31 protein-coding genes are annotated in these 20,486 nt (G+C 65.0%); 2 read left to right on the forward strand and 29 right to left on the reverse strand.

Features of this window, described 5'->3' with window-relative positions; all coding sequences use genetic code 11:
* Positions 1–26: 26 nt before the first annotated feature.
* Positions 27–395: a 30S ribosomal protein S13 gene (rpsM, locus tag GKE62_RS06880; protein WP_154691602.1), complete on the reverse strand. Its 369-nt coding sequence runs from the start codon at positions 393–395 to the stop codon at positions 27–29.
* Positions 396–719: 324 nt separating this feature from the next.
* Here rpsM and GKE62_RS06885 point away from each other — a divergent pair, with 324 nt between their 5' ends.
* Complete coding sequence (locus GKE62_RS06885) at positions 720–1,133, forward strand: DUF2946 family protein (protein WP_154691603.1); 414 nt, start codon at positions 720–722, stop codon at positions 1,131–1,133.
* A gap of 171 nt (positions 1,134–1,304) precedes the next feature.
* Here the strand turns inward: GKE62_RS06885 and GKE62_RS06890 are convergent, their stop codons facing one another.
* On the reverse strand, positions 1,305–1,814 hold the full coding sequence (locus GKE62_RS06890) for a hypothetical protein (RefSeq protein ID WP_154691604.1): 510 nt from the start codon (positions 1,812–1,814) through the stop codon (positions 1,305–1,307).
* A gap of 82 nt (positions 1,815–1,896) precedes the next feature.
* On the opposite strand from GKE62_RS06890, the gene GKE62_RS06895 reads away from it, so the two are divergent.
* A complete protein-coding gene (locus GKE62_RS06895) occupies positions 1,897–2,292 on the forward strand; it encodes a hypothetical protein (protein ID WP_154691605.1) in 396 nt (131 codons plus the stop codon).
* Positions 2,293–2,382: 90 nt separating this feature from the next.
* Here GKE62_RS06895 and gdhA read toward each other — a convergent pair whose 3' ends face one another.
* From gdhA to fusA, 27 genes are all read right to left on the reverse strand, one after another.
* Complete coding sequence (gene gdhA / locus GKE62_RS06900; RefSeq protein ID WP_154691606.1) at positions 2,383–3,738, reverse strand: NADP-specific glutamate dehydrogenase; 1,356 nt, start codon at positions 3,736–3,738, stop codon at positions 2,383–2,385.
* 175 nt (positions 3,739–3,913) lie between these two features.
* Positions 3,914–4,519 (reverse strand): hypothetical protein, encoded by a 606-nt coding sequence (locus GKE62_RS06905; RefSeq protein WP_154691607.1) that lies wholly within the window; start codon positions 4,517–4,519, stop codon positions 3,914–3,916.
* A gap of 110 nt (positions 4,520–4,629) precedes the next feature.
* Positions 4,630–5,277, reverse strand: coding sequence for an adenylate kinase (locus tag GKE62_RS06910; RefSeq protein ID WP_154691608.1), 648 nt, complete (start codon positions 5,275–5,277; stop codon positions 4,630–4,632).
* A 28-nt stretch (positions 5,278–5,305) separates the two neighbouring features.
* Positions 5,306–6,673, reverse strand: a complete 1,368-nt coding sequence (gene secY, locus GKE62_RS06915; protein WP_154691609.1) for a preprotein translocase subunit SecY — start codon at positions 6,671–6,673, stop codon at positions 5,306–5,308.
* 117 nt (positions 6,674–6,790) lie between these two features.
* Positions 6,791–7,327, reverse strand: coding sequence for a 50S ribosomal protein L15 (gene rplO / locus GKE62_RS06920; RefSeq protein ID WP_154691610.1), 537 nt, complete (start codon positions 7,325–7,327; stop codon positions 6,791–6,793).
* Positions 7,328–7,491: 164 nt separating this feature from the next.
* A complete protein-coding gene (gene rpmD / locus GKE62_RS06925) occupies positions 7,492–7,686 on the reverse strand; it encodes a 50S ribosomal protein L30 (RefSeq protein ID WP_154691611.1) in 195 nt (64 codons plus the stop codon).
* Between the two features lie 5 nt (positions 7,687–7,691).
* Positions 7,692–8,438: a 30S ribosomal protein S5 gene (gene rpsE, locus GKE62_RS06930; protein ID WP_154691612.1), complete on the reverse strand. Its 747-nt coding sequence runs from the start codon at positions 8,436–8,438 to the stop codon at positions 7,692–7,694.
* A 1-nt stretch (position 8,439) separates the two neighbouring features.
* Positions 8,440–8,793: a 50S ribosomal protein L18 gene (rplR, locus tag GKE62_RS06935; protein ID WP_154691613.1), complete on the reverse strand. Its 354-nt coding sequence runs from the start codon at positions 8,791–8,793 to the stop codon at positions 8,440–8,442.
* Positions 8,793–9,326 (reverse strand): 50S ribosomal protein L6, encoded by a 534-nt coding sequence (gene rplF, locus GKE62_RS06940; RefSeq protein WP_154691614.1) that lies wholly within the window; start codon positions 9,324–9,326, stop codon positions 8,793–8,795. The genes rplR and rplF overlap by 1 nt, the downstream gene beginning before the upstream one ends.
* Positions 9,326–9,721 carry a 30S ribosomal protein S8 gene (gene rpsH / locus GKE62_RS06945; RefSeq protein ID WP_154691615.1) on the reverse strand — a complete coding sequence of 132 codons (396 nt, stop codon included), beginning with the start codon at positions 9,719–9,721 and terminating at the stop codon, positions 9,326–9,328. The genes rplF and rpsH overlap by 1 nt, the downstream gene beginning before the upstream one ends.
* Before the next feature lie 10 nt (positions 9,722–9,731).
* Positions 9,732–10,037 (reverse strand): 30S ribosomal protein S14, encoded by a 306-nt coding sequence (gene rpsN / locus GKE62_RS06950; protein ID WP_154691616.1) that lies wholly within the window; start codon positions 10,035–10,037, stop codon positions 9,732–9,734.
* 27 nt (positions 10,038–10,064) lie between these two features.
* Complete coding sequence (gene rplE, locus GKE62_RS06955; protein WP_154691617.1) at positions 10,065–10,646, reverse strand: 50S ribosomal protein L5; 582 nt, start codon at positions 10,644–10,646, stop codon at positions 10,065–10,067.
* Positions 10,639–10,959: a 50S ribosomal protein L24 gene (gene rplX / locus GKE62_RS06960; protein ID WP_154691618.1), complete on the reverse strand. Its 321-nt coding sequence runs from the start codon at positions 10,957–10,959 to the stop codon at positions 10,639–10,641. The genes rplE and rplX overlap by 8 nt, the downstream gene beginning before the upstream one ends.
* Positions 10,959–11,327 (reverse strand): 50S ribosomal protein L14, encoded by a 369-nt coding sequence (rplN, locus tag GKE62_RS06965; RefSeq protein ID WP_154691619.1) that lies wholly within the window; start codon positions 11,325–11,327, stop codon positions 10,959–10,961. The genes rplX and rplN overlap by 1 nt, the downstream gene beginning before the upstream one ends.
* A 69-nt stretch (positions 11,328–11,396) precedes the next feature.
* Positions 11,397–11,666, reverse strand: a complete 270-nt coding sequence (rpsQ, locus tag GKE62_RS06970) for a 30S ribosomal protein S17 (protein WP_154691620.1) — start codon at positions 11,664–11,666, stop codon at positions 11,397–11,399.
* A 10-nt stretch (positions 11,667–11,676) separates the two neighbouring features.
* Entirely contained in the window at positions 11,677–11,898 is a 222-nt protein-coding gene (rpmC, locus tag GKE62_RS06975; protein ID WP_154691621.1) for a 50S ribosomal protein L29, read from the reverse strand.
* Complete coding sequence (gene rplP, locus GKE62_RS06980; RefSeq protein ID WP_154691622.1) at positions 11,898–12,332, reverse strand: 50S ribosomal protein L16; 435 nt, start codon at positions 12,330–12,332, stop codon at positions 11,898–11,900. Before rplP ends, rpmC begins: the two co-directional genes overlap by 1 nt.
* Positions 12,333–12,344: 12 nt before the next feature.
* Positions 12,345–13,052, reverse strand: a complete 708-nt coding sequence (gene rpsC, locus GKE62_RS06985; protein ID WP_154691623.1) for a 30S ribosomal protein S3 — start codon at positions 13,050–13,052, stop codon at positions 12,345–12,347.
* Positions 13,053–13,055: 3 nt separating this feature from the next.
* The gene (rplV, locus tag GKE62_RS06990) at positions 13,056–13,442 is read right to left on the reverse strand and encodes a 50S ribosomal protein L22 (RefSeq protein ID WP_154691624.1); all 387 of its coding nucleotides are present in this window, start codon (positions 13,440–13,442) and stop codon (positions 13,056–13,058) included.
* The gene (gene rpsS, locus GKE62_RS06995) at positions 13,442–13,717 is read right to left on the reverse strand and encodes a 30S ribosomal protein S19 (RefSeq protein WP_154691625.1); all 276 of its coding nucleotides are present in this window, start codon (positions 13,715–13,717) and stop codon (positions 13,442–13,444) included. Before rpsS ends, rplV begins: the two co-directional genes overlap by 1 nt.
* Positions 13,718–13,724: 7 nt before the next feature.
* On the reverse strand, positions 13,725–14,561 hold the full coding sequence (gene rplB / locus GKE62_RS07000; RefSeq protein WP_154691626.1) for a 50S ribosomal protein L2: 837 nt from the start codon (positions 14,559–14,561) through the stop codon (positions 13,725–13,727).
* Positions 14,562–14,565: 4 nt separating this feature from the next.
* On the reverse strand, positions 14,566–14,895 hold the full coding sequence (locus GKE62_RS07005) for a 50S ribosomal protein L23 (RefSeq protein ID WP_154691627.1): 330 nt from the start codon (positions 14,893–14,895) through the stop codon (positions 14,566–14,568).
* Entirely contained in the window at positions 14,888–15,514 is a 627-nt protein-coding gene (gene rplD, locus GKE62_RS07010) for a 50S ribosomal protein L4 (protein ID WP_154691628.1), read from the reverse strand. Before rplD ends, GKE62_RS07005 begins: the two co-directional genes overlap by 8 nt.
* Positions 15,515–15,516: 2 nt before the next feature.
* Positions 15,517–16,401: a 50S ribosomal protein L3 gene (gene rplC / locus GKE62_RS07015; protein ID WP_154691629.1), complete on the reverse strand. Its 885-nt coding sequence runs from the start codon at positions 16,399–16,401 to the stop codon at positions 15,517–15,519.
* A gap of 232 nt (positions 16,402–16,633) precedes the next feature.
* On the reverse strand, positions 16,634–16,945 hold the full coding sequence (gene rpsJ / locus GKE62_RS07020; protein ID WP_154691630.1) for a 30S ribosomal protein S10: 312 nt from the start codon (positions 16,943–16,945) through the stop codon (positions 16,634–16,636).
* Between the two features lie 128 nt (positions 16,946–17,073).
* Positions 17,074–18,264, reverse strand: a complete 1,191-nt coding sequence (gene tuf / locus GKE62_RS07025) for an elongation factor Tu (RefSeq protein ID WP_154691631.1) — start codon at positions 18,262–18,264, stop codon at positions 17,074–17,076.
* A gap of 124 nt (positions 18,265–18,388) precedes the next feature.
* Positions 18,389–20,461 carry an elongation factor G gene (gene fusA, locus GKE62_RS07030; RefSeq protein WP_154691632.1) on the reverse strand — a complete coding sequence of 691 codons (2,073 nt, stop codon included), beginning with the start codon at positions 20,459–20,461 and terminating at the stop codon, positions 18,389–18,391.
* Positions 20,462–20,486: the final 25 nt, after the last annotated feature.

Here is a 20,486-nt window from a genome sequence, read left to right on the forward strand (position 1 = left end):
AAGCGTCTGGGGTCACCCCCCGCGGCTTACTTCTTCTTCCCGGCGATCGGCTTGGCCTTGCCCTTGCGGGTGCGGGCGTTGGTGTGAGTGCGCTGGCCGCGGACCGGCAGGCCCTTGCGATGACGCAACCCGCGATAGCAGGCCAGATCCATCAGCCGCTTGATGTTCATCGCGGTTTCGCGCCGCAGATCGCCCTCGACGGTGTGATCGCTGTCGATCGCCTCGCGGATGTGGAGGACTTCCTGGTCGGTCAGGTCCTGGACCCGGCGGCCTTCGTCGATCCCTACCTTGGCGGCGATCGCCTTGGCCTTGGCGGGACCGATCCCGTGAATGTAGGTGAGCGCGATGATCACGCGCTTGTTCGAGGGGATGTTCACCCCGGCAATACGAGCCAATTAACTTCTCCATGCTCCACGAAGGCGGCTGACGCGGCCTCCATCTCATCGCGATAAATCACTGGTCCCGAACGGCAAAAAGCCCGGTCGGCGCACAACCGTGCCGCCTGCCGGACATCCCGTCGGTTTCAAGTGAAGGGCGCGCTTAAGACGATTCGAGCGGGCTGTCAATCGCACGCAAAAGCGGGCGGCGCGAAATTCCCGAGCCGTCCACTTGTGTGGCAACAGCCATACCCCATCGTCCGGCGCTGGTCAAAGTCATCGCCGCCAAGCCTCCCCGCCGGCAGATGACAGCCGCGCGATTCTTGCCTAGACGCCCGCTCCGTGAAGGCGCTGCGAAGGACCCTGCACGGCCACGCCCGCCTGACCGCGGCGCTGATCGCGCTCGCCCTGATCCTGCGGGCGATCGTCCCGGCCGGATACATGGTCTCGGCCGACGCGTTGACGCTGACCATCGAGATCTGCGCCGATACTTCGGGGCAGCACCTGACCCGCCAGATTGTCGTCCCGCGGAACGACGCGCCGGATCAGCCCAAGCACGATTCCGCGAAAGGCACCGCCGGTTGCCCCTTCGCATCCCTGTGGGCGGCGGGACTCGACAGCACGACGCCGCCAGCACTCGCCGTACTGGCGCTGGCGTGCATCCTGATTCTCGGACTGGCGCCGCGGCGCCCGCCCGTTGCGCGAAGGCAGCCGTTCCTGCGGCCACCGCTGCGCGCGCCTCCCGTTCTCGCCTGAACCCCTGATTCGACCGACCGGTCCAGCGACGGCGATTCGCCGCGCGACCCGGCGACCACTCCCGATCGGCGCGGCGCTTGCCTCGGCGGCCCGGCCCCACCTGCGAGATCGACCATGAATATCCGAACCATGACCGCCACAGCCTGTGGCGGTGCTGCCTTGCTCTTTGCCTCAGCTGCCTCCGCCGATCACGGCGCCACAGGAGCCGGGCCCGCGACCTCGGGTCCGATCGTCGGATCGTCGGCGCGAACCCTGGCCAAGGGCCGGCTTGCACTGAGCCTCGAAGCCGTGGTCGCCGAGCCCGACAACCGCAGCGACGCCACGCTTGCCGCCCTCGCGGGACGGCACATCCATGCGCACGACCTGGCCAGCAGCGAAATCTATACCCTGGGAGTATCGGCCGGAATCGGCGACGACCTGACGCTGTCTTTGGTGCTGCCGTTCGTGAGACGCGTGGCCATTCGCGAGGGCGAACATGCCCATACTCCCGGTGGAACGATCAACAGCGTGGTTGCGCGCGGCGGCTCTACCGGCTTTGGCGATGCCACCGTCGTAGGCAAATGGCGCTTCACCGGAGAAAACCACCACGGCTGGGAGGCGGCGGCGATCGCCGGCCTGTCGATGCCGACGGGCGCAACCCACGAGATCGACGACGCGGGCGAACGCTTCGAAACCGAGCATCAACCCGGTAACGGCAGCTGGAACCCCTTGATCGGCCTGGCCCTGACGCGGCCCCCTGCCGCGCGGCGGGCTGAACGCCAGCGTGGTCTATCAACGCTCGACCCGCGGCAGCCAGCAAACCCGCCTCGGCGACCGCGCCCAGGCGTCGGTCGGGCTGGTCCGCCGCCTGATCGGGCAGAAGATCGATTACCACCCCGGCGAGCACGATCACGGCCTCCAGGCCGACGCAGAACGCCACGACGCAACGCTCGACGGTGTGCTCGAGCTGAGCGGAGAGTGGGAAGGCCGCGAGCGTGAAAGCGGCAGAACCGACCGCTTCAGCGGGGGCCGGGCGCTGTACCTGTCGCCGGGGCTACGCTTCAACGCCGCGAACTGGTCGCTGACCCTCGGCGTAAGCGTGCCGCTGGCGCAAGACATCCGCCTGTCGCACTCAAGCACCAGCCATCGCCTGCGCTTGGGAGTAGTCCGGGGATTTTAAAGCAGGGTGCAGATCAACTGATCCGCTCGTGTCGCGCGAACTGGCGGGGGCGTCGATATCGACGCCCCCGGATTCGGCATCAACCCGCGATCACACCACCCCGAACGCCAGCATCGCATCGGCCACCTTCTTGAAGCCGGCGATGTTCGCGCCCTTGACGTAATCGATGTAGCCGCCGCCTTGGTCGCCATAGGTCAGGCAAGACTGGTGGATGCCCAGCATGATGTCCTTGAGCATCTGCTGGAGCTCGTCTTCCTTCCACGAGCGGCGCTCGGAATTCTGGCTCATCTCCAGACCCGAGACCGCGACGCCACCGGCGTTGGACGCCTTGCCCGGGGCGTAGAGGATCTTGTGGTGCTTGAAGACGTGCACGCCGTCGAGGTCGGTCGGCATGTTGGCGCCTTCGGACACCGCGGTGCAGCCGTTGGCAACCAGCGTCTTGGCGTCTTCGCCCAACAGCTCGTTCTGCGTCGCGCATGGCAGCGCGACGTCGCACGGTACGCCCCACGGGGTCTTGCCCTTGGTGAAGCTGGCGCTCTTGAACTCGTCGCAGTATTCCTCGATCCGGCCGCGGCGGTGGGTCTTGTGTTCCTTGACCCAGTCGATCTTCTCCTGGGTGATCCCGTCGGGATCGTGGATGAAGCCGCCCGAATCCGATAGCGTCAGCACTTTACCTCCCAGCTGGACGATCTTTTCCGCGGCGTGGGTGGCGACGTTGCCCGATCCCGAAATGACCGCGGTCTTGCCGACCAGATCCTGGTTCTTCACCGCCAGCATGTTCTGGAGGAAGTAGACCGCACCATAGCCGGTCGCCTCGGTGCGGATCAGCGAGCCGCCCCATTCGAGACCCTTGCCGGTCAGCACCCCGGTGAACTCGTTGGTGATCCGCTTGTACTGGCCGAACATGAAGCCGATTTCGCGGCCGCCCACACCGATGTCGCCCGCGGGCACGTCGATGTCGGCGCCGATGTGACGGTACAGCTCGGTCATGAACGATTGGCAGAAGCGCATGATCTCGCGCACGCTCTTGCCCTTGGGATTGAAGTTCGAGCCGCCCTTGCCCCCGCCCATCGGCAGGCCGGTGAGCGCGTTCTTGAAGGTCTGCTCGAAAGCGAGGAACTTCAGCACGCTTTCGGTGACGCTGGGGTGAAAGCGGATGCCGCCCTTGTAGGGTCCGATCGCGTTGTTGTTCTGCACCCGCCAGCCGCGCTGGACGCGGACGTTGCCATTGTCGTCTTCCCAGCAGACGCGGAAACTGACCACGCGATCCGGCTCTGCGATGCGGCGCAGGATCTGTTGCGAGTGGTACTGTTCCTTGTCCTGCATGAAGTCGAAGATGTCTTCGGCGACTTCCTGGACCGCCTGGCAGAATTCGGGTTGCCCCTGGTTGCGCTTCTTCACGCCCTCCATGAAGGTCGGCAGGTCGACATGATCGGATACGGCCACTGGTAACTCCCCCGTTGGCAAGGCGGGGCCGCTATCGGTCCCCGCAAATCTCGACGAAGCGACCCGTCCGGACGCGGCGACTTCTGTTGCGAGTCGTCTGCATCAGTCGTGGCGGACTGTAGCCGCTTTTGCGCCATGCAAAAGCGCGGATTGCAAGGACGATTCCGGGTCTTGGTTAGGGTTTCGGCTTCGCCTTCGGCTTGGGTTTCGGCTTCGCTTCGGGACCGGCGGCGTCGGGGACCGATCCCAGCGCGGCGGCAAGCGATGCGAGTTGCTCGGCGAGCACGTTGTCCACCGCGGGGGCGATCTCGGCGGTCTTGTAGCGCATGTAACCGCCGACGATGTATTCCATGACGATCCGGGTGCCCGTCCCGCCCGGCTTCAGCGTGATCGTGAGCGTTCCGGTGAGCGCCTCTGACTGCAGCGGGCCAAGCGAGCCGACCATCCGCAGCGCCTTGCCCGGTTCGGCATAGACCACCCGCATGTGGGCGACGCTGCCTGCCCGGGCGCCGGGAGCGCCGTCCTTGAGCGGCAGCTTTTCGCAGAAGCAACCGCCCCCCTGGGCATCGAGATAGAGGTTGGCCGAATCGCCCGAAAAGGTGTGCGCCCTATTCCACCAGGTCTGCGGCGCGATCAGCTTCTGCCAGGTTGCGCCCGGGTCGGCGGGGACTTCGGCGGTGGCGCGGGTGACGAACCCGGCTTCGCTGGAGGCGACGACTTCGGCGGCGGCGGGCTGGGCGGCGAGCGCGAGTGCAATACCGGCAGCAACTTTGAAATACACCGAACCCTCCCCCAAGGACCGCTCATCCCGAGCGAAGTCGAGGGATCGTGCGCCAAGCTCGGTGGTTGCGCAACGTGTCTCGACTTGGCTCGACACGAGCGGGGTTGGATTCAGGAGCCCAGAACCGCCTCGATCGCCGCTGTCACATCGTCCATGTCGCCCATGCCATCGACCCGGCTGACGATCCCGCGGGCCTCGTAGATCGGCAGGATCGGCGCGGTCTTGGCGCGGTATTCGGCCATGCGGGTGCGCACGGTCGCCTCGTTGTCGTCGGGCCGGCGCTTGAAGTCGTGGCCGCCGCATTTGTCGCAGGTTTGCGCGACCTTGGGTTGCTCGAACTTGTCGTGGTAGCCCTTGCCGCACGTGGCGCAGGTGAAGCGCCCGGTGATCCGCTCGACCAGCGCATCCTCGTCGACGTCGAGTTCGATCACGTGTTCGAGGGTTTGGCCTCGCTCCTCGAGGATCGCGTCGAGCGAGGCGGCCTGCGCGGCGGTGCGGGGATACCCGTCGAAGATCGCACCCTGGCCCGGCGCCAGCGCGTCGAGCTCGTCGCCGATCAGCGCCGAGACGATCTCATCCGAGACCAGCTCGCCCGCGTCCATCACCGCCTTGGCCTGGAGGCCGACCGGGGTTCCCGCCTTCACCGCGGCGCGGAGCATGTCTCCGGTCGATAGCTGCTTCATGCCGTGGGCTTCGACCAGGCGTTGCGCCTGGGTGCCCTTGCCCGCACCCGGCGGTCCCAACAGGATGATGTTCACTGGTGTCCCCTAACCCGTCGGCGTGCGCCTAGCGCAAGCGACCCTTCAGCTTGGCCTTCTTGATCAAGTCGCCGTACTGGTGCGCCAGCAGGTGCGACTGGATCTGGGTGATCGTATCGACCGTGACGTTGACCACGATCAGCAGGCTGGTGCCGCCGGCGAAGAACAGCCGCATCCCGGTCTGCGCGATCACGTATTCGGGGATCACGCAGACGATGGTGATATACGCCGCGCCGATCACGGTGATCCGGGTCAGCACGTAATCGAGATAGGTCGCGGTGTTCTTGCCCGGGCGGATGCCGGGGATGAAGCCGCCGTTGCGCTTGAGGTTGTCGGCGGTCTCTTCCGGGTTGAACACCACCGCGGTGTAGAAGAAGCAGAAGAAGATGATCCCGATCGCATAAAGCGCCATGTACAGCGGCGCGCCGTGACGCAGATACTGGTTGAGCGCGACCAGCACCGTCCCCGCGGTCGATTCCGGCGCCACCGACTTGCCCGCGAATTGGGTCACGGTCAGCGGCAGCAGCAACAGCGAGCTGGCGAAGATCGGCGGGATCACGCCGGCGGTGTTGATCTTGAGCGGCAGGTGGCTGCGATCCGCCTGCATCATGCCTTTCTGGCTGGCGCGCTTGGGATACTGGATCAGCAGGCGCCGCTGGGCGCGCTCCATGAAGCAGATGAACAGCACCAGCACGACGACGGCGCCGACCATCGCGAACACGGTGAATGCACCGATCGATCCGGTGCTGTACTGCGTGCCGAGATTGCCGATGAACGATGGCATCGACGCGACGATCCCGGCCATGATGATCAGCGAAGTGCCGTTGCCGATCCCGCGCGCGGTGATCTGCTCGCCGATCCACAGCAGGAACATGGTTCCCCCGACCAAGCTGATGACCGCACCGATGCGGAACAGCATACCGGGCATGACCACGGCCTGCAGCGCGCTCTGCGCGGCGTAGCTTTCGAGGCCGACGGCGAGGAAATAGCCCTGCAGCGCGGTAAGGAAGACCGTGCCGTATCGGGTGTACTGGTTGAGCTTCTTGCGCCCGCTCTCGCCTTCCTTCTTCAGCGCCATCAGCGCGGGATGGAGCGAGGCGGCGAGTTGGACCACGATCGAGGCGGTGATGTAGGGCATGATCCCCAGCGCAATCAGGCTCATCCGCTGAAGCGAACCGCCCGAAAACGTGTTGAACATGTCGAGGATGCCGCCACGCGTCTGGTCGTACAGCGTTTCCAGGATCAGCGGATTGACGCCGGGCAGCGGCACGAAGCTGAGGAAACGGAACACGATCAGCGCGCCGATCGTGAACCAGATGCGCTGCTTGAGGTCGCTCGCCTTGGAAAAGTTGGCGAGCGTGAAGTTGCTGACGATGTTGTCGGCGCGTGATGCCATGGGGACGGATGCCTCGATCGGGGCCGGTCGCGACCGGCGTGCCAGCCCCATATAGTGCGGGTTCGCGAATGTCGAACCCCCGCCATCCCGGCACCGGCCGGGACGGCGGATGGCGCGTTACTTCTTGGTGAGCGCGGCCTTGGCGGTCTTGTTGACCTCGCGCCGCGCGGTCTTCTTGTCGTGCTCGCTGGGTTGGGCCTCGGGCAGTTCGATCTTGCCACCGGCCTTCTCGACCGCTTCGCGCGCGCCCTTGCTTACCCCCGCCACCGCGAAGGTGGCCTTGGCGGAGAACGCGCCCTTGCCGAGCAGGCGAACGCCGTCCTTGCCGCCGCGGGCGAGACCGGCAGCCTTGAGCGCGGCGTGATCGATCGGCTTGGCCGCGTCGAGCTTGCCGTTGTCGATCGCCTTCTGGATCAGCCCGAGGTTCACCTCGGCGAAGTCCTTGGCGAAGATGTTGTTGAAGCCGCGCTTCGGGATTCGCATGTGGAGCGGCATCTGGCCGCCCTCGAACCCGGCGACGCTGACGCCCGAACGCGCCTTGGCGCCCTTCTGGCCGCGGCCCGCGGTCTTGCCCTTGCCCGAGCCGATGCCGCGTCCGACGCGCATCCGGCCCTTGCGGGCACCATCGTTGTCACGAAGATCGTTGAGTTTCATGTCGTTGCACTCGCTTTCGCTTTAGTCGCGCTTTGGACTCTCGCCCCTTCAGGGGAGAGATAAGAAGGCTTGGCGCGGAGCGCCTAGCCGAAGTTGAGAGGGGTTTGCGCCATGACGCTACCCCTCTCCCAACCCTCTCCCCTGACGGAGGGAGGGTTATGTTCTCAGTCGACCACCGCCACCATGTGGGGCAGCTTGGCGATCGCGCCGCGGACCTCGGGGGTATCCTCGAGTTCGACCACGCGATGCATCTTGCCGAGGCCGAGGCCGACGAGCATCTGCTTCTGCTTTTCCGGGCGGCGGATCGGCGAACCGATCTGCTTGAGCTTGATGGTCTTCTTGTCAGTCTTGGGGGCCATCGGGTTTACTCCACCACCGCCAAGGCGTCGGCTTCCGCCTCGGCCTGGGTGCCACCGCCGCGGCCGAGCAGATCGGCGACCTTCTTGCCGCGCCGCTGAGCGACCGACTTCGGCGAAGTCTGGTCGGTCAGCGCGTCGAACGTGGCGCGGATCATGTTGTAGGGGTTGGACGAGCCGACCGACTTGGTCACCACGTCGGCCACGCCCAGGCTTTCGAAAACGGCGCGCATAGGGCCGCCGGCGATGATGCCGGTTCCCGCCGGAGCGGTCCGCACGTTGACTTTGCCCGCGCCGAACCGGCCCTTGCCGTCGTGATGCAAGGTGCGGCCCTCCTTGAGCGGAACGCGGACCATCGCCTTCTTGGCGGCCGACGTCGCCTTGGTGATCGCCTCGGGCACTTCGCGGGCCTTGCCCTTGCCGAAGCCCGCGCGGCCCTTGCCGTCGCCGACCACGACCAGCGCGGCGAACCCGAAGCGCTTGCCGCCCTTCACCGTCTTGGAGACCCGGTTGATGTGGACCAGCTTCTCGATCAGTTCCTCGCCGCCATCGTCGTCGCCGCCGCGGCCGCGGTTGCGGTCGTTGCCGCCGCGCCCGCCACGGTTGCGATCGTTTCCGCCGCGGTTGCCGCCGCCGGGGCCGCGGTTGCCGCCACGGTTGCCGCCGCCGGGGCCACGACCCTCGCGCGCAGGAGCCGCGACTTCGACGGCTTCGCCGGGCGTCGCGGAATCAGGGATGGTGTTTTCGTCAGCCATATCAGAACTCCAGCCCGCCTTCGCGGGCGGCATCGGCCAGCGCCTTGACGCGACCGTGGAACAGGAAACCGCCGCGATCGAACACGACGCTGGTCACGCCCGCCTTGGTCGCAGCCTCGGCCAGCGCCTTGCCGACGTCCGCAGCCGCCGCGATGTTCGCGCCGGACTTGTCCGACCCGGCCTTGCCGACCGTCGATGCTGCGGCCAGGGTGTGGCCTTTCGCGTCGTCGATGATCTGGGCGTAGATGTGACGGCCCGAACGGTGCACGGACAGCCGCGGACGGCCCCCGGCGCGCGCCTTGAGCGTGGTGCGGACCCGCCGCCGGCGGCGGTCGAAAACGGTGAGCTTGCCCATTACTTCTTCTTCCCTTCCTTGCGGAAGATGTACTCGCCGCGATAGCGGATACCCTTGCCCTTATAGGGTTCGGGCTTGCGCCAGCGGCGGATCTCGGCGGCAACCTGGCCGACCTTCTGCTTGTCGATCCCGCTGATCTCGACCGTGGTGTTGTCCGGGGTCTTGATCTCGATGCCCTCGGGCACGGCGTAGTTCACGTCGTGGCTGTAGCCGAGCTGGAGCTTCAGGGTCTTGCCCTGCGACTGCGCGCGATAGCCGACGCCGGTGATGTCGAGCGTCTTGGTGAACCCGTTGGTCACGCCTTCGATCAGGTTCGAGACGAGCGTGCGCTGCATCCCCCAGAACGCGCGAGCGGTCTTGCCGTCGTTGGCGGGCTTGACCGAGATCTGGCCGTCCTCGACGGCATAGGCGATCTCGTCGCGCAGACCGAGGGTCAGCGTGCCCTTGGGGCCCTTCACCGAAAGCGTCTTGCCTTCGATCGAAGCGGTGACGCCGCTGGGGATCGCCACCGGCTTTTTACCGATGCGGCTCATCAGAATACCTCCGCGAGCACTTCGCCGCCGACGTTCTGGGCGCGCGCTTCGGCATCCGAAAGCACGCCGCGCGGGGTCGAGACGATGGTGATGCCCAGGCCGTTGCGGACCACCGGAAGTTCCTTGGAACCCGAGTAGACGCGGCGCCCGGGCTTGGAGACGCGAGCCACGTGCTTGATCGCGGGCTGGCCCTCGAAATACTTCAGCTCGATGCGCAGCGCCGGGTGGGTGCCGGTCGCGTCTTCGCTGAAGCCACGGATATAACCCTCGCGCTGGAGCACTTCGAGCACGCGGGCGCGCAGCTTCGAAGCCGGCGAAAGGACGCTGTCCTTCTTCGCCTGCTGGCCGTTGCGGATACGGGTGAGCATATCGCCCAGGGGATCGGTCAAAGCCATCTTGTGATCCTCACCAGCTCGACTTGGTCAGACCGGGGATCATGCCCTTGTTGCCAAGGTTCCTGATCTCGATCCGGTTGAGGCCGAACTTGCGGTAGACGCCGCGGGGGCGGCCGGTGGTGGCGCAGCGGTTGCGCACGCGGGTGGGATTCCCGTTGCGGGGAATTTCCGCCAGCTTCAGGCGCGCCATCAGCCGCTCGGTCTCGTCGAGCGACTTGTCGTCGGCCTTGGCCTTCAGCGAAGCATACCGCGCTGCGTACTTCTTCACGAGCTTCTTGCGCCGCTCGTTCTTGTTGATGGAACTCAGTTTCGCCATGGACTTAAGCTCTCTTCTTCGATTCTATCAGGCGGCCTGCTTCTCTTCAGAAGCCTCCGGCGGGAATGGGAAACCAAACAGGCGGAGCAGTTCGCGCGCCTCGTCGTCGGTCTTGGCGGTGGTGGTCACGATGATGTCCATGCCCCGCACCTTCTCGATCTGGTCATAGCTGATCTCGGGGAACACGATCTGTTCCTTGAGACCCATCGCATAGTTGCCGCGGCCGTCGAACGACTTGGGGTTGAGCCCGCGGAAATCGCGGATGCGGGGCATCGCGACGGTGATCAGGCGGTCGAGAAACTCGTACATCCGCTCGCGCCGCAGGGTCACCTTGCAACCGATCGCCATGCCTTCGCGCAGCTTGAACTGGGCGACCGACTTCTTGGCGATGGTCACGACCGGCTTCTGCCCGGCGATCAAACCCATCTCGGTGGCCGCGGTGGTCACCTTCTTCTTGTCCTGGGTGCCTTCGCCCACGCCCATGTTGAGCGTGACCTTCTCGATCCGGGGCACTTCCATCGCGTTCTTGTAGCCGAAGCGCTCGGTCATCGCCTTGACGATTTCCTGGTCGTACTTCGTCCGCATCCGCGGCGTGTATTTATCAGCCATCGATCGTCTCCCCGCTCTTGACCGCGACGCGCAGCTTCTTGCCGTCCTTGGTCTCGAAACGGACTCGCGTGGGCTTGCCGTCCTTGGGATCGGCGAGCGCAACCTTGGAAATGTGCAGCGGCGCGGGCAGCCGGTCGATCCCGCCCTGTGGGTTCGCCTGGCTCGGCTTGCGGTGGCGGGCGGCGACATTGACGCCTTCGACCAGCACCTTGCCGTCCTTGGGCATCACTTGCAGGACGGTGCCGGTGCGGCCCTTGTCCTTGCCCGAGCGGACGACGATGCTGTCGCCCTTCTTGATCTTGGCGGCACCCATCACAGCACCTCCGGCGCAAGACTGATGATCTTCATGAACCCGCGGCCGCGCAGTTCGCGCACCACCGGGCCAAAGATACGGGTGCCGATCGGCTCCTCGTTCTTGTTGATCAGCACCGCGGCGTTGGTGTCGAAGCGGATCACGCTGCCATCGGCGCGGCGCACGTCCTTGCGGGTCCGCACGATCACCGCGCGGTGAACGTCGCCCTTCTTGACGCGGGCGCGCGGCTGCGCCTCCTTGACGGAGACGACGATCACGTCGCCGACGCCGGCCACCCGCCGCTTGGATCCGCCCAGCACTTTGATGCACTGGACGCGCTTGGCGCCGCTGTTATCCGCGACGTCGAGCTGGGACTGCATCTGGATCATCGATCCGCTTCCTTCTCAACGGCTTGCCGGGACAAGTCCCGGTAGTTCCAAAAACTTGTTGCTAACTGCTCAGACGTCGGCTTCGACGGCGGCGGCCTTGCCGGCCTGCACGCGGTCGACGACCTTCCACGTCTTCAGCTTGGAAATCGGCGCGGTCTCTTCGATCCGCACGGTCTCACCCGCCTTGAACGCGTTGTCTTCGTCGTGCGCATGGTACTTCTTCGAGCGGCGGATGATCTTCGCATAGAGCGGGTGCTTCACCTTGCGCTCGACCTTGACCACCACGGTTTTGTCGGGCTTGTCGGAAACCACGGTCCCGACCAGAATTCGCTTGGGCATCGTGCTGTCCTTACTTCGCCGCCGAGGCGCGAGCGCGCTCGGTCTGCAGCGTCTTGATCCGGGCGATGTCGCGACGGACTTCCTTGATCCGCGCCGGACGCTCGAGCTGGTTGGTCGCGGCCTGGAAGCGCAGGTTGAACGCCTCGCGCTTCAGCTCGTGGAGCGACTCCGAGAGCTGGTCCTCGGTCTTGGTCCGCATGTCTTCGAACTTTCCGGAATTCTTGCCCGGCATCATTCCGCTCCCAGGTGCGAAGTGTCGCCAAGGCGGGCGACCACCTTGACCTTGATTGGCAGCTTCATCGCCGCGCGGCTGAACGCCTCGGCCGCGAGCGGGCCGGCAACGCCGTCGAGCTCGAACAGGATGCGGCCCGGCTTGACCCGCGCCGCCCAGTATTCGACCGCGCCCTTGCCCTTGCCCTGGCGGACTTCGGCGGGCTTCTTCGACACCGGCACATCGGGGAAGATGCGGATCCACAACCGCCCCTGGCGCTTGATGTGACGCGTGATGGCGCGGCGGGCCGCTTCGATCTGACGCGCGGTGATCCGCTCCGGCTCCAGCGCCTTGAGGCCGTACGAGCCGAAGTTCAGATCGGTGCCGCCCTTGGCGTCGCCCTTGATCCGACCCTTGAAAGCCTTGCGGAACTTATGTTTTTTCGGTTGCAGCATGTTCTTGTTACCTTAACCGCGGCGGTCGGCGGCAGGCCGCACGCCAGAGGTCTGGGCTTCCATCATCAGGCGGTCCTGCGACATCGGATCGTGGCCGAGGATCTCGCCCTTGAAGATCCACACCTTGATCCCGATGATGCCGTAGGCGGTCAGCGCCTCGGCCTCGGCATAATCGATGTGCGCGCGCAGGGTGTGCGCTGGAACCCGGCCTTCGCGATACGATTCGACGCGCGCGATCTCCGCGCCGCCCAAACGCCCGCCGCAGGTGATCTTGATCCCCTCTGCGCCCAGCCGCATCGCCGACTGCATCGCGCGCTTCATCGCGCGGCGGAAGGCGATCCGGCGGATCAGCTGATCGGCGATGCCCTGCGCGACGAGCTTGCTGTCGATCTCGGGCTTGCGGATTTCGACGATGTTGAGCTTGACGTCGCTCGGCGTCATCTTGGCGAGCTGCGAGCGCAGCTTTTCGATGTCCGCGCCCTTCTTGCCGATGATCACCCCGGGACGGGCTGCGTAGATCGAGACCCGGCAGTTCTTGGCCGGCCGTTCGATCACCACCTTGGAGATCGCCGCCTGGGGCAGCGATTCGACGATGAACTTGCGGATCGCCAGGTCTTCCTTGAGCATCTGCTGGTAGTTGCGCCCTTCGGCGTACCAGCGGCTGTCCCAGGTGCGGTTAATCTGCAGGCGCAGGCCGATTGGATTGCTCTTGTGACCCATGGCTCAGGCCTCCCCGGCTTCGGTGTGTTCGCGCACGACGATTCTCAGGCGGCTAAACGGCTTGAGAATCCGCGTCGACTTGCCACGACCGCGGGTGTGGAAACGCTTCATCGTGATCGACTTGCCGACGCTGGCCTCGGCGACAATCAGCGCGTCGACATCGAGGTTGTGGTTGTTCTCGGCGTTGGCGATCGCCGAGGCGAGCACCTTGCGCGCATCCACGGCCATCCCTTTGGTCGAGAATGACAGGATGTTCATCGCGTCCTCGGCCTTGCGGCCACGGATCAGCGCCGCAACCAGGCCGAGCTTCTGCGCCGACCCACGGATCGTGGTACCGACCGCCAGGGCCTCGTTGTCCGCGACGCGGCGGGGGGATTTGGGCTTGCTCATCAGCGCTTGCCCTTCTTGTCCGCCGCGTGGCCGGGGAAAGTGCGCGTCGGGGCGAACTCGCCCAGCTTGTGCCCGACCATGTCCTCGCTCACCGACACCGGGATGAACTTGCGCCCGTTGTGGACGTTGAAGCTCAGCCCGACGAACTGCGGGAGGATGGTCGACCGGCGCGACCAGGTCTTGATCGGCGTACGCTGATTGGCGTCCTGCGCGGTCTCGGCCTTTTTCAGGAGGTGGAGGTCCACGAACGGACCTTTCCAGACGGAACGAGCCATGTCTCGCTTACCTCTTCTTCTTGGCGTGACGCGAACGGATAATCATCTTGTCCGTCTGCTTGTTGTTGCGGGTGCGGGCGCCCTTGGTCGGCTTACCCCACGGGGTGACCGGATGACGGCCGCCCGAGGTACGGCCTTCGCCGCCGCCATGGGGGTGATCGACCGGGTTCTTGGCGACGCCTCGGGTCAGCGGGCGACGGCCTTGCCAGCGCGTGCGCCCGGCCTTGCCGAAGTTCTGGTTCTGGTTGTCGGGGTTCGAGACCGCGCCGACCGTGCCCATGCAATCACCGCGCAAGTAGCGCTGTTCGCCCGAGTTGAGACGGACGATTACAAGACCGCGGTCGCGCCCGACGACTTGGACATAAGTCCCCGCCGAGCGCGCGATCTGACCGCCCTTTTCGGGCTTCATCTCGACATTGTGACAGATTGTGCCGACGGGCATCTGACTGAGCAGCATCGCGTTGCCTGGCTTCACGTCGGTCTTCTCGGCCGCAACGACGGTATCACCTTCGGCCAGACGCTGCGGCGCAAGGATGTAGGCCAGCTCGCCATCGGCATACTTGATCAGCGCGATGAACGCGGTGCGGTTGGGATCGTACTCGAGCCGCTCGACCGTGGCCGGGGCATCCCACTTGCGCCGCTTGAAATCGATCGTGCGATACTTCTGCTTGTGGCCGCCGGCGATTCCGCGCGAGGTCACGTGGCCCTTGTTGTTGCGGCCGCCGGTCTTGCGCTTGCCTTCGGTCAGCGCCTTGACGGGCTTGCCCTTCCACAGCGCCGACTTGTCGACGAGGATCAGCGCGCGCCGGGCGGGGCTGGTCGGGTTGTAGTTTTTCAGTGCCATCGGATCAGCCCCGTACGCCTTCGGTGACGTCGATCGACTGGCCCTCGGCCAGACGGACCACCGCCTTCTTGATGTCCGAGCGCGTGTAGGGCTTACCCTTCCAACGCTTGGTCTTGCCCTTCTGGACGAGCGTGTTGACGCCCACCACGCTGACCGAGAACAGCGCCTCGACCGCGGCCTTGATCTCCGGCTTGGTCGCCTTGGGGGCGACCTTGAAGACTACGGCGTTGTTTTCGGACATCATTGTCGATTTTTCGGTGATGTGCGGGCCGACGATCACGTCGTAGTGACGCGTGTCGATGGCGCCGCCCGTCTTGGTTGGCTTCTTAGCCATTGAACCGCGCCTCCAGCTTTTCGACAGCGGCGCGGGTCAGCACCAGCGTGTCATGCTTCAGGATGTCGTAAACGTTGGCGCCAGCGGCCGACATCGCGTTGACCCCGACGATGTTGCGCGAAGCCAGCGCGAAAGTCTCGTTGACCGCATCACCGTCCATAACCAACACCTTGCGGCCCCAGTTGGCCTTGGCCAGCTGTTCGGACAGCGCCTTGGTCTTGGCGCCCTTCACGTCGAGACTGTCAACGATGACGAGACCGTCCTTGGCCTTCGACGACAGCGCCATCTTCAGGCCGAGCGCGCGGATCTTCTTGTTCAACGAAGGGTCGAAGTCACGGACGCGAGGCCCGTGCGCCTTGCCGCCGCCAATGAAGATCGGGGCCGCGCGATCGCCGTGACGGGCGGTGCCGCCACCCTTCTGGTTGCCGAACTTCTTGCCGGTGCGGGCCACGTCGCTGCGCTCGCGCGCGCCGCGGGCGGTGCCGCGACGGTTTTCGAGCTGCCAGGTGACGACCCGGTGCAGGATGTCGGCGCGCGGTTCGATGCCGAACACCGCATCCGACAGTTCGACGTCGCCCTTCGCGGCGGAGCCGTCGAGGTTGAGGACCTTGACCTTCATGTTCAGCCCTCCTTACCGTCAGTGTCGGTGGCAGCATCGCCGTCAGGTGCCTGTTCGGCTTCGATCTCGGTGTCGGTCGGCGCACCGGCAGATTGCTCGGCGAGCAGCGCGGCGGCTTCCTCAGTGGTCGGGCCGGTATCGACCTCGTGCTCGGCGGCAGCTTCGACCATCCCGGCCGGCGCTTCCTCGTGCTCGGGGTGCGAAGATTTCTTCTCGAGTATCGCGCCGGGAAACGGCAGCCCCTCGGGAGCGGGCAGCTTGACCGCGTCACGGACCAGCAGCCAGCCGTTCTTCGCGCCCGGGACCGAACCCTTCACGAAGAGAAGTCCCCGCGGCACGTCTGTGCGGACGATCTCGAGGTTCTGCTGGGTGCGCTGCTTGTCGCCCATGTGACCGGCCATCTTCTTGTTCTTGAAGACCTTGCCCGGATCTTGGCGCTGCCCGGTCGAGCCGAGCGCGCGGTGGCTGATCGAAACGCCGTGGGTGGCGCGCATGCCGCCAAAGCCCCAACGCTTCATGCCGCCCTGGAAGCCCTTGCCCTGGGTGTGGCCGCTGACGTCGACGAACTGGCCGGCGAGGAAGTGATCGGCGGTGATCGTCGCGCCGACCGGGAGCAGCGCCGCCTCATCGTCGAGGCGGAACTCGGCGACGCGCGCCTTGAGCTCGACTTCGGCCTTAGCGAAATGCTCGCGCTGCGGCTTGGCGACGTTCTTCTGCTTGGCGGAACCCGCACCGAGTTGGACCGCGACGTATCCGTCACGCGTCGTGGTGCGGTGCGAAACCACCTGGCAATCTTCCAGCGAAAGCACGGTAACCGGCACGTGCCGCCCGTCTTCCTGGAACAGGCGGGTCATCCCCACCTTCTTCGCGATCACGCCAGTGCGCATGATCAATCTCCTACAGAGGCCTGGCGGACCATCCGCCAGGCGTGTTCAACCCATTTGTGAGCGAGCCCCGTCCGGGCTGAGTGCTTCTCCCGCCCTGTTCGGGTTGGGAGAGGCGAGACGGGGGACGCTTGCCCGGCAAACCGTTCCGAAGAACCGCCGGAGGTATCCCTATGTCCGCGCGATCTGCATCGCGAAGCCCCGGCCGAAGCCGGGAGGTATTGGTCTAATCGGCTTACGCCAACTTGATCTCGACGTTCACGCCAGCGGCCAGATCGAGCTTCATCAGCGCGTCTACGGTCTGGGCGTTGGGCTGCACGATATCGAGCAGCCGCTTGTAGGTGCGGACCTCGAACTGCTCACGCGACTTCTTGTCGATGTGCGGTCCGCGGTTCACGGTGAATTTCTCGATCCTCGTCGGCAGCGGAATGGGGCCCCGGATCATTGCGCCGGTGCGGCGCGCGGTGTCCGCGATTTCGCCAGTCGCCTGGTCGAGCACGCGGTGATCGAACGCCTTGAGGCGAATGCGGATATTCTGGGCTTCCATGTCCAACTACCGATGAGAAAGAGCAAACTAACGTCCCCATATCTCTTTCGAGAATTGGGCACTCCACAAAAAACGACCGCCGGGGGCCAGAACGAATCTGGTTATCCCCCGGCGGAGCGCGGCCTATATTACTTCGAGATCGAGCTGACAACCCCCGAACCGACGGTCCGGCCACCTTCGCGGATGGCGAAGCGCAAGCCAGGGTCCATCGCGATCGGCGCGATCAGCTTGACGCCGATCGTGACGTTGTCGCCCGGCATCACCATCTCGGTGCCCTCGGGGAGGATGACCTCGCCGGTGACGTCCGTGGTGCGGAAGTAGAACTGCGGCCGATAGTTGGCGAAGAACGGCGTGTGACGGCCGCCTTCGTCCTTCGACAGGACGTAGACCTCGGCGTTGAATTCGGTGTGCGGAGTGACCGAGCCGGGCTTGCAGAGAACCTGCCCGCGCTCGACCTCTTCACGGCCCACGCCGCGAACCAGCGCACCGATGTTGTCGCCGGCCATGCCCTGGTCGAGCAGCTTGCGGAACATTTCGACGCCGGTGACGACGGTCTTGCGCGTGTCCTTGAGGCCGACGATCTCGACTTCCTCGCCCACCTTGACGATCCCGGTCTCGACACGGCCGGTCACGACGGTGCCGCGGCCGGAGATCGAGAACACGTCTTCCACCGGCATCAGGAACGGCTTGTCGGTCGGACGCGGCGGCTGCGGGATGAACTCGTCGACGGCCTTCATCAGCGCGTAGATCGATTCCTTGCCGATGTTGTCGTCGCGGCCTTCGAGCGCGGCGAGAGCCGAACCCGGGATGACGGGGATGTTGTCACCATCGAAGCCGTACGAGCTGAGCAGCTCGCGGATTTCCAGCTCGACCAGCTCGAGGATCTCGGCGTCGTCGACCTGGTCGACCTTGTTCATGTACACGACCAGCTGCGGCACGCCGACCTGACGCGCGAGCAGGATGTGCTCACGGGTCTGCGGCATCGGGCCGTCGGCGGCGTTCACGACCAGGATCGCGCCATCCATCTGGGCGGCACCGGTGATCATGTTCTTCACGTAGTCGGCGTGACCCGGGCAGTCGACGTGTGCGTAGTGGCGGTTGGCGGTCTCGTACTCGACGTGAGCGGTCGAGATGGTGATGCCGCGCTCGCGCTCTTCGGGCGCCTTGTCGATGTCGGCATAGCCGGTGAAGGTTGCGCCGCCGGTTTCGGCGAGGACCTTGGTGATCGCCGCGGTCAACGTGGTCTTGCCATGATCGACGTGACCAATCGTGCCGATGTTGCAGTGCGGCTTCGTCCGCTCGAATTTAGCCTTAGCCATTGTCCAAACCTTCTTTTCGCTTGATGTGATTTTTCGGAAGGAGACGGCGCCCCACCTGAATCAGGCGCCGCCCCTAGAACGATGCCTGCGCTTAGGCAAGCTTCTCCTTGAACCCTGCTCTCCGTCAGGCGAGCTTTTCCTTGACCTCGGCGGCCACATTCGCGGGCACCTCGTCGTAGTGGGAGAAGAACATCGAGTAGTTCGCCCGGCCTTGCGTGAACGAGCGCAATTGGTTGACGTAACCAAACATATTGGCCAGCGGCACCAGCGCTTCGACCACCTGGGCGTTGCCGCGGGTATCGGTGCCCTGGATCTGGCCGCGACGGCTGTTCATGTCGCCGATGACGTCGCCCAGGTACTCCTCGGGACTGACGACTTCCACCTTCATGATCGGCTCGAGCAGCTTGATGCCAGACTTCTGCGCAGCCTCGCGCATGCCTGCCCGGCCCGCGATCTCGAACGCCAAGGCGGATGAGTCGACGTCATGGTAGGCGCCATCGTACAGCTCGATCCCGAAATCGATGATCGGAAAACCGATCAGCGATCCGGATTCGGCGGTCTCGCGCATCCCCTTCTCGACCGAGGGGATATACTCCTTGGGAATATTGCCGCCCTTGATGTTGTCGGTGAAGACGATGCCAGAGCCGCGCTCGCCCGGGGTCAGCTTGAACTTGATCCGCGCGAACTGGCCCGAACCACCCGACTGTTTCTTGTGGGTGTAGTCGACGTCCACCGGCTTCGCGAGATACTCGCGATAGGCCACCTGCGGCGCGCCGACGTTGGCCTCGACCTTGAACTCGCGACGCATGCGATCCACGATGATGTCGAGGTGGAGCTCGCCCATCCCCTTGATGATCGTCTGACCGGATTCGTGGTCAGTCGAGACGCGGAAGCTGGGATCTTCGGCCGACAGGCGATTGAGCGCGACGCCCATCTTCTCCTGGTCGGCCTTGGTCTTGGGCTCCACCGACAGCTCGATCACCGGATCGGGGAATTCCATCCGCTCCAGCACGATCGGCTGGCGCTCGGCGCACAGCGTGTCTCCGGTGGTGGTTTCCTTCATGCCGGCCAGCGCGATGATGTCGCCGGCGAACGCCTCGTCGACATCTTTGCGCTCGTTCGCATGCATTTCAAGCATGCGACCGACCTTCTCCTTCTTGTCCTTCACCGAGTTCAGGTAGGTGCCCTTGGTGAGCGTGCCCGAATAGATGCGGATGAAGGTCAGGCTGCCAACGAACGGATCGTTCATCACCTTGAACGCGAGCGCGCTGAACGGCGCGTCGTCGGTCGGTGGGCGGCTGTCCTTCTCGTCGCTGTCCATCTTGACGCCCTGGACGTCGGGGATGTCGAGCGGCGACGGCAAGTAATCGACGACCGCGTCGAGCAGCGGCTGGACGCCCTTGTTCTTGAACGCCGAGCCGCAGCACACCGGCACGAAGGACTGGTTGAGCGTGCCCTTGCGGATCATCGCCTTGAGCGTCGCCACATCGGGCTCGTTGCCATCGAGGTACTGCTCCATGACGTCGTCGTCCTGTTCGACGACGAGCTCGATCAGCGCGTTGCGGTACTCGGCAGCTTCATCAGCCATGTCCGCGGGGATGTCTTCGTAAAAGAACTCGGCACCCAGCGCTTCATCCTTCCAGATGATCGCGCGGTTCTCGACCAGGTCGACCAAGCCCTTGAGATCGGCTTCGAGACCGATCGGGAGATAGAGCACCGCGGGCTTGGCGCCGAGACGGTCGATGATCGACTGAACGCAGTACTTGAAGTTGGCGCCGGTGCGGTCAAGCTTGTTGATGAAGCACATCCGCGGCACGCCGTACTTGTCGGCCTGGCGCCAGACGGTTTCCGACTGGGGCTCGACCCCGGCGACGCCGTCAAAGCAGGCCACCGCGCCATCGAGCACGCGCAGCGAGCGTTCGACTTCGATGGTGAAGTCGACGTGGCCGGGAGTGTCGATGATGTTGATCCGGTGATCTTTCCAGAAGCAAGTGGTTGCCGCGCTGGTGATCGTGATCCCGCGCTCCTGCTCCTGCTCCATCCAGTCCATCGTCGCGGCGCCGTCGTGGACCTCGCCGATCTTGTAGGACTTGCCGGTGTAATAGAGGATGCGCTCGGTGGTCGTGGTCTTGCCGGCGTCGATGTGCGCCATGATCCCGATATTGCGATACATGCTGAGCGGGTGGCCGCGTGCCATGTCGAATTCCTTGATGTGCGGAGAG

This window comes from Novosphingobium sp. Gsoil 351 (genome assembly GCF_009707465.1).
Classification (GTDB): domain Bacteria; phylum Pseudomonadota; class Alphaproteobacteria; order Sphingomonadales; family Sphingomonadaceae; genus Novosphingobium.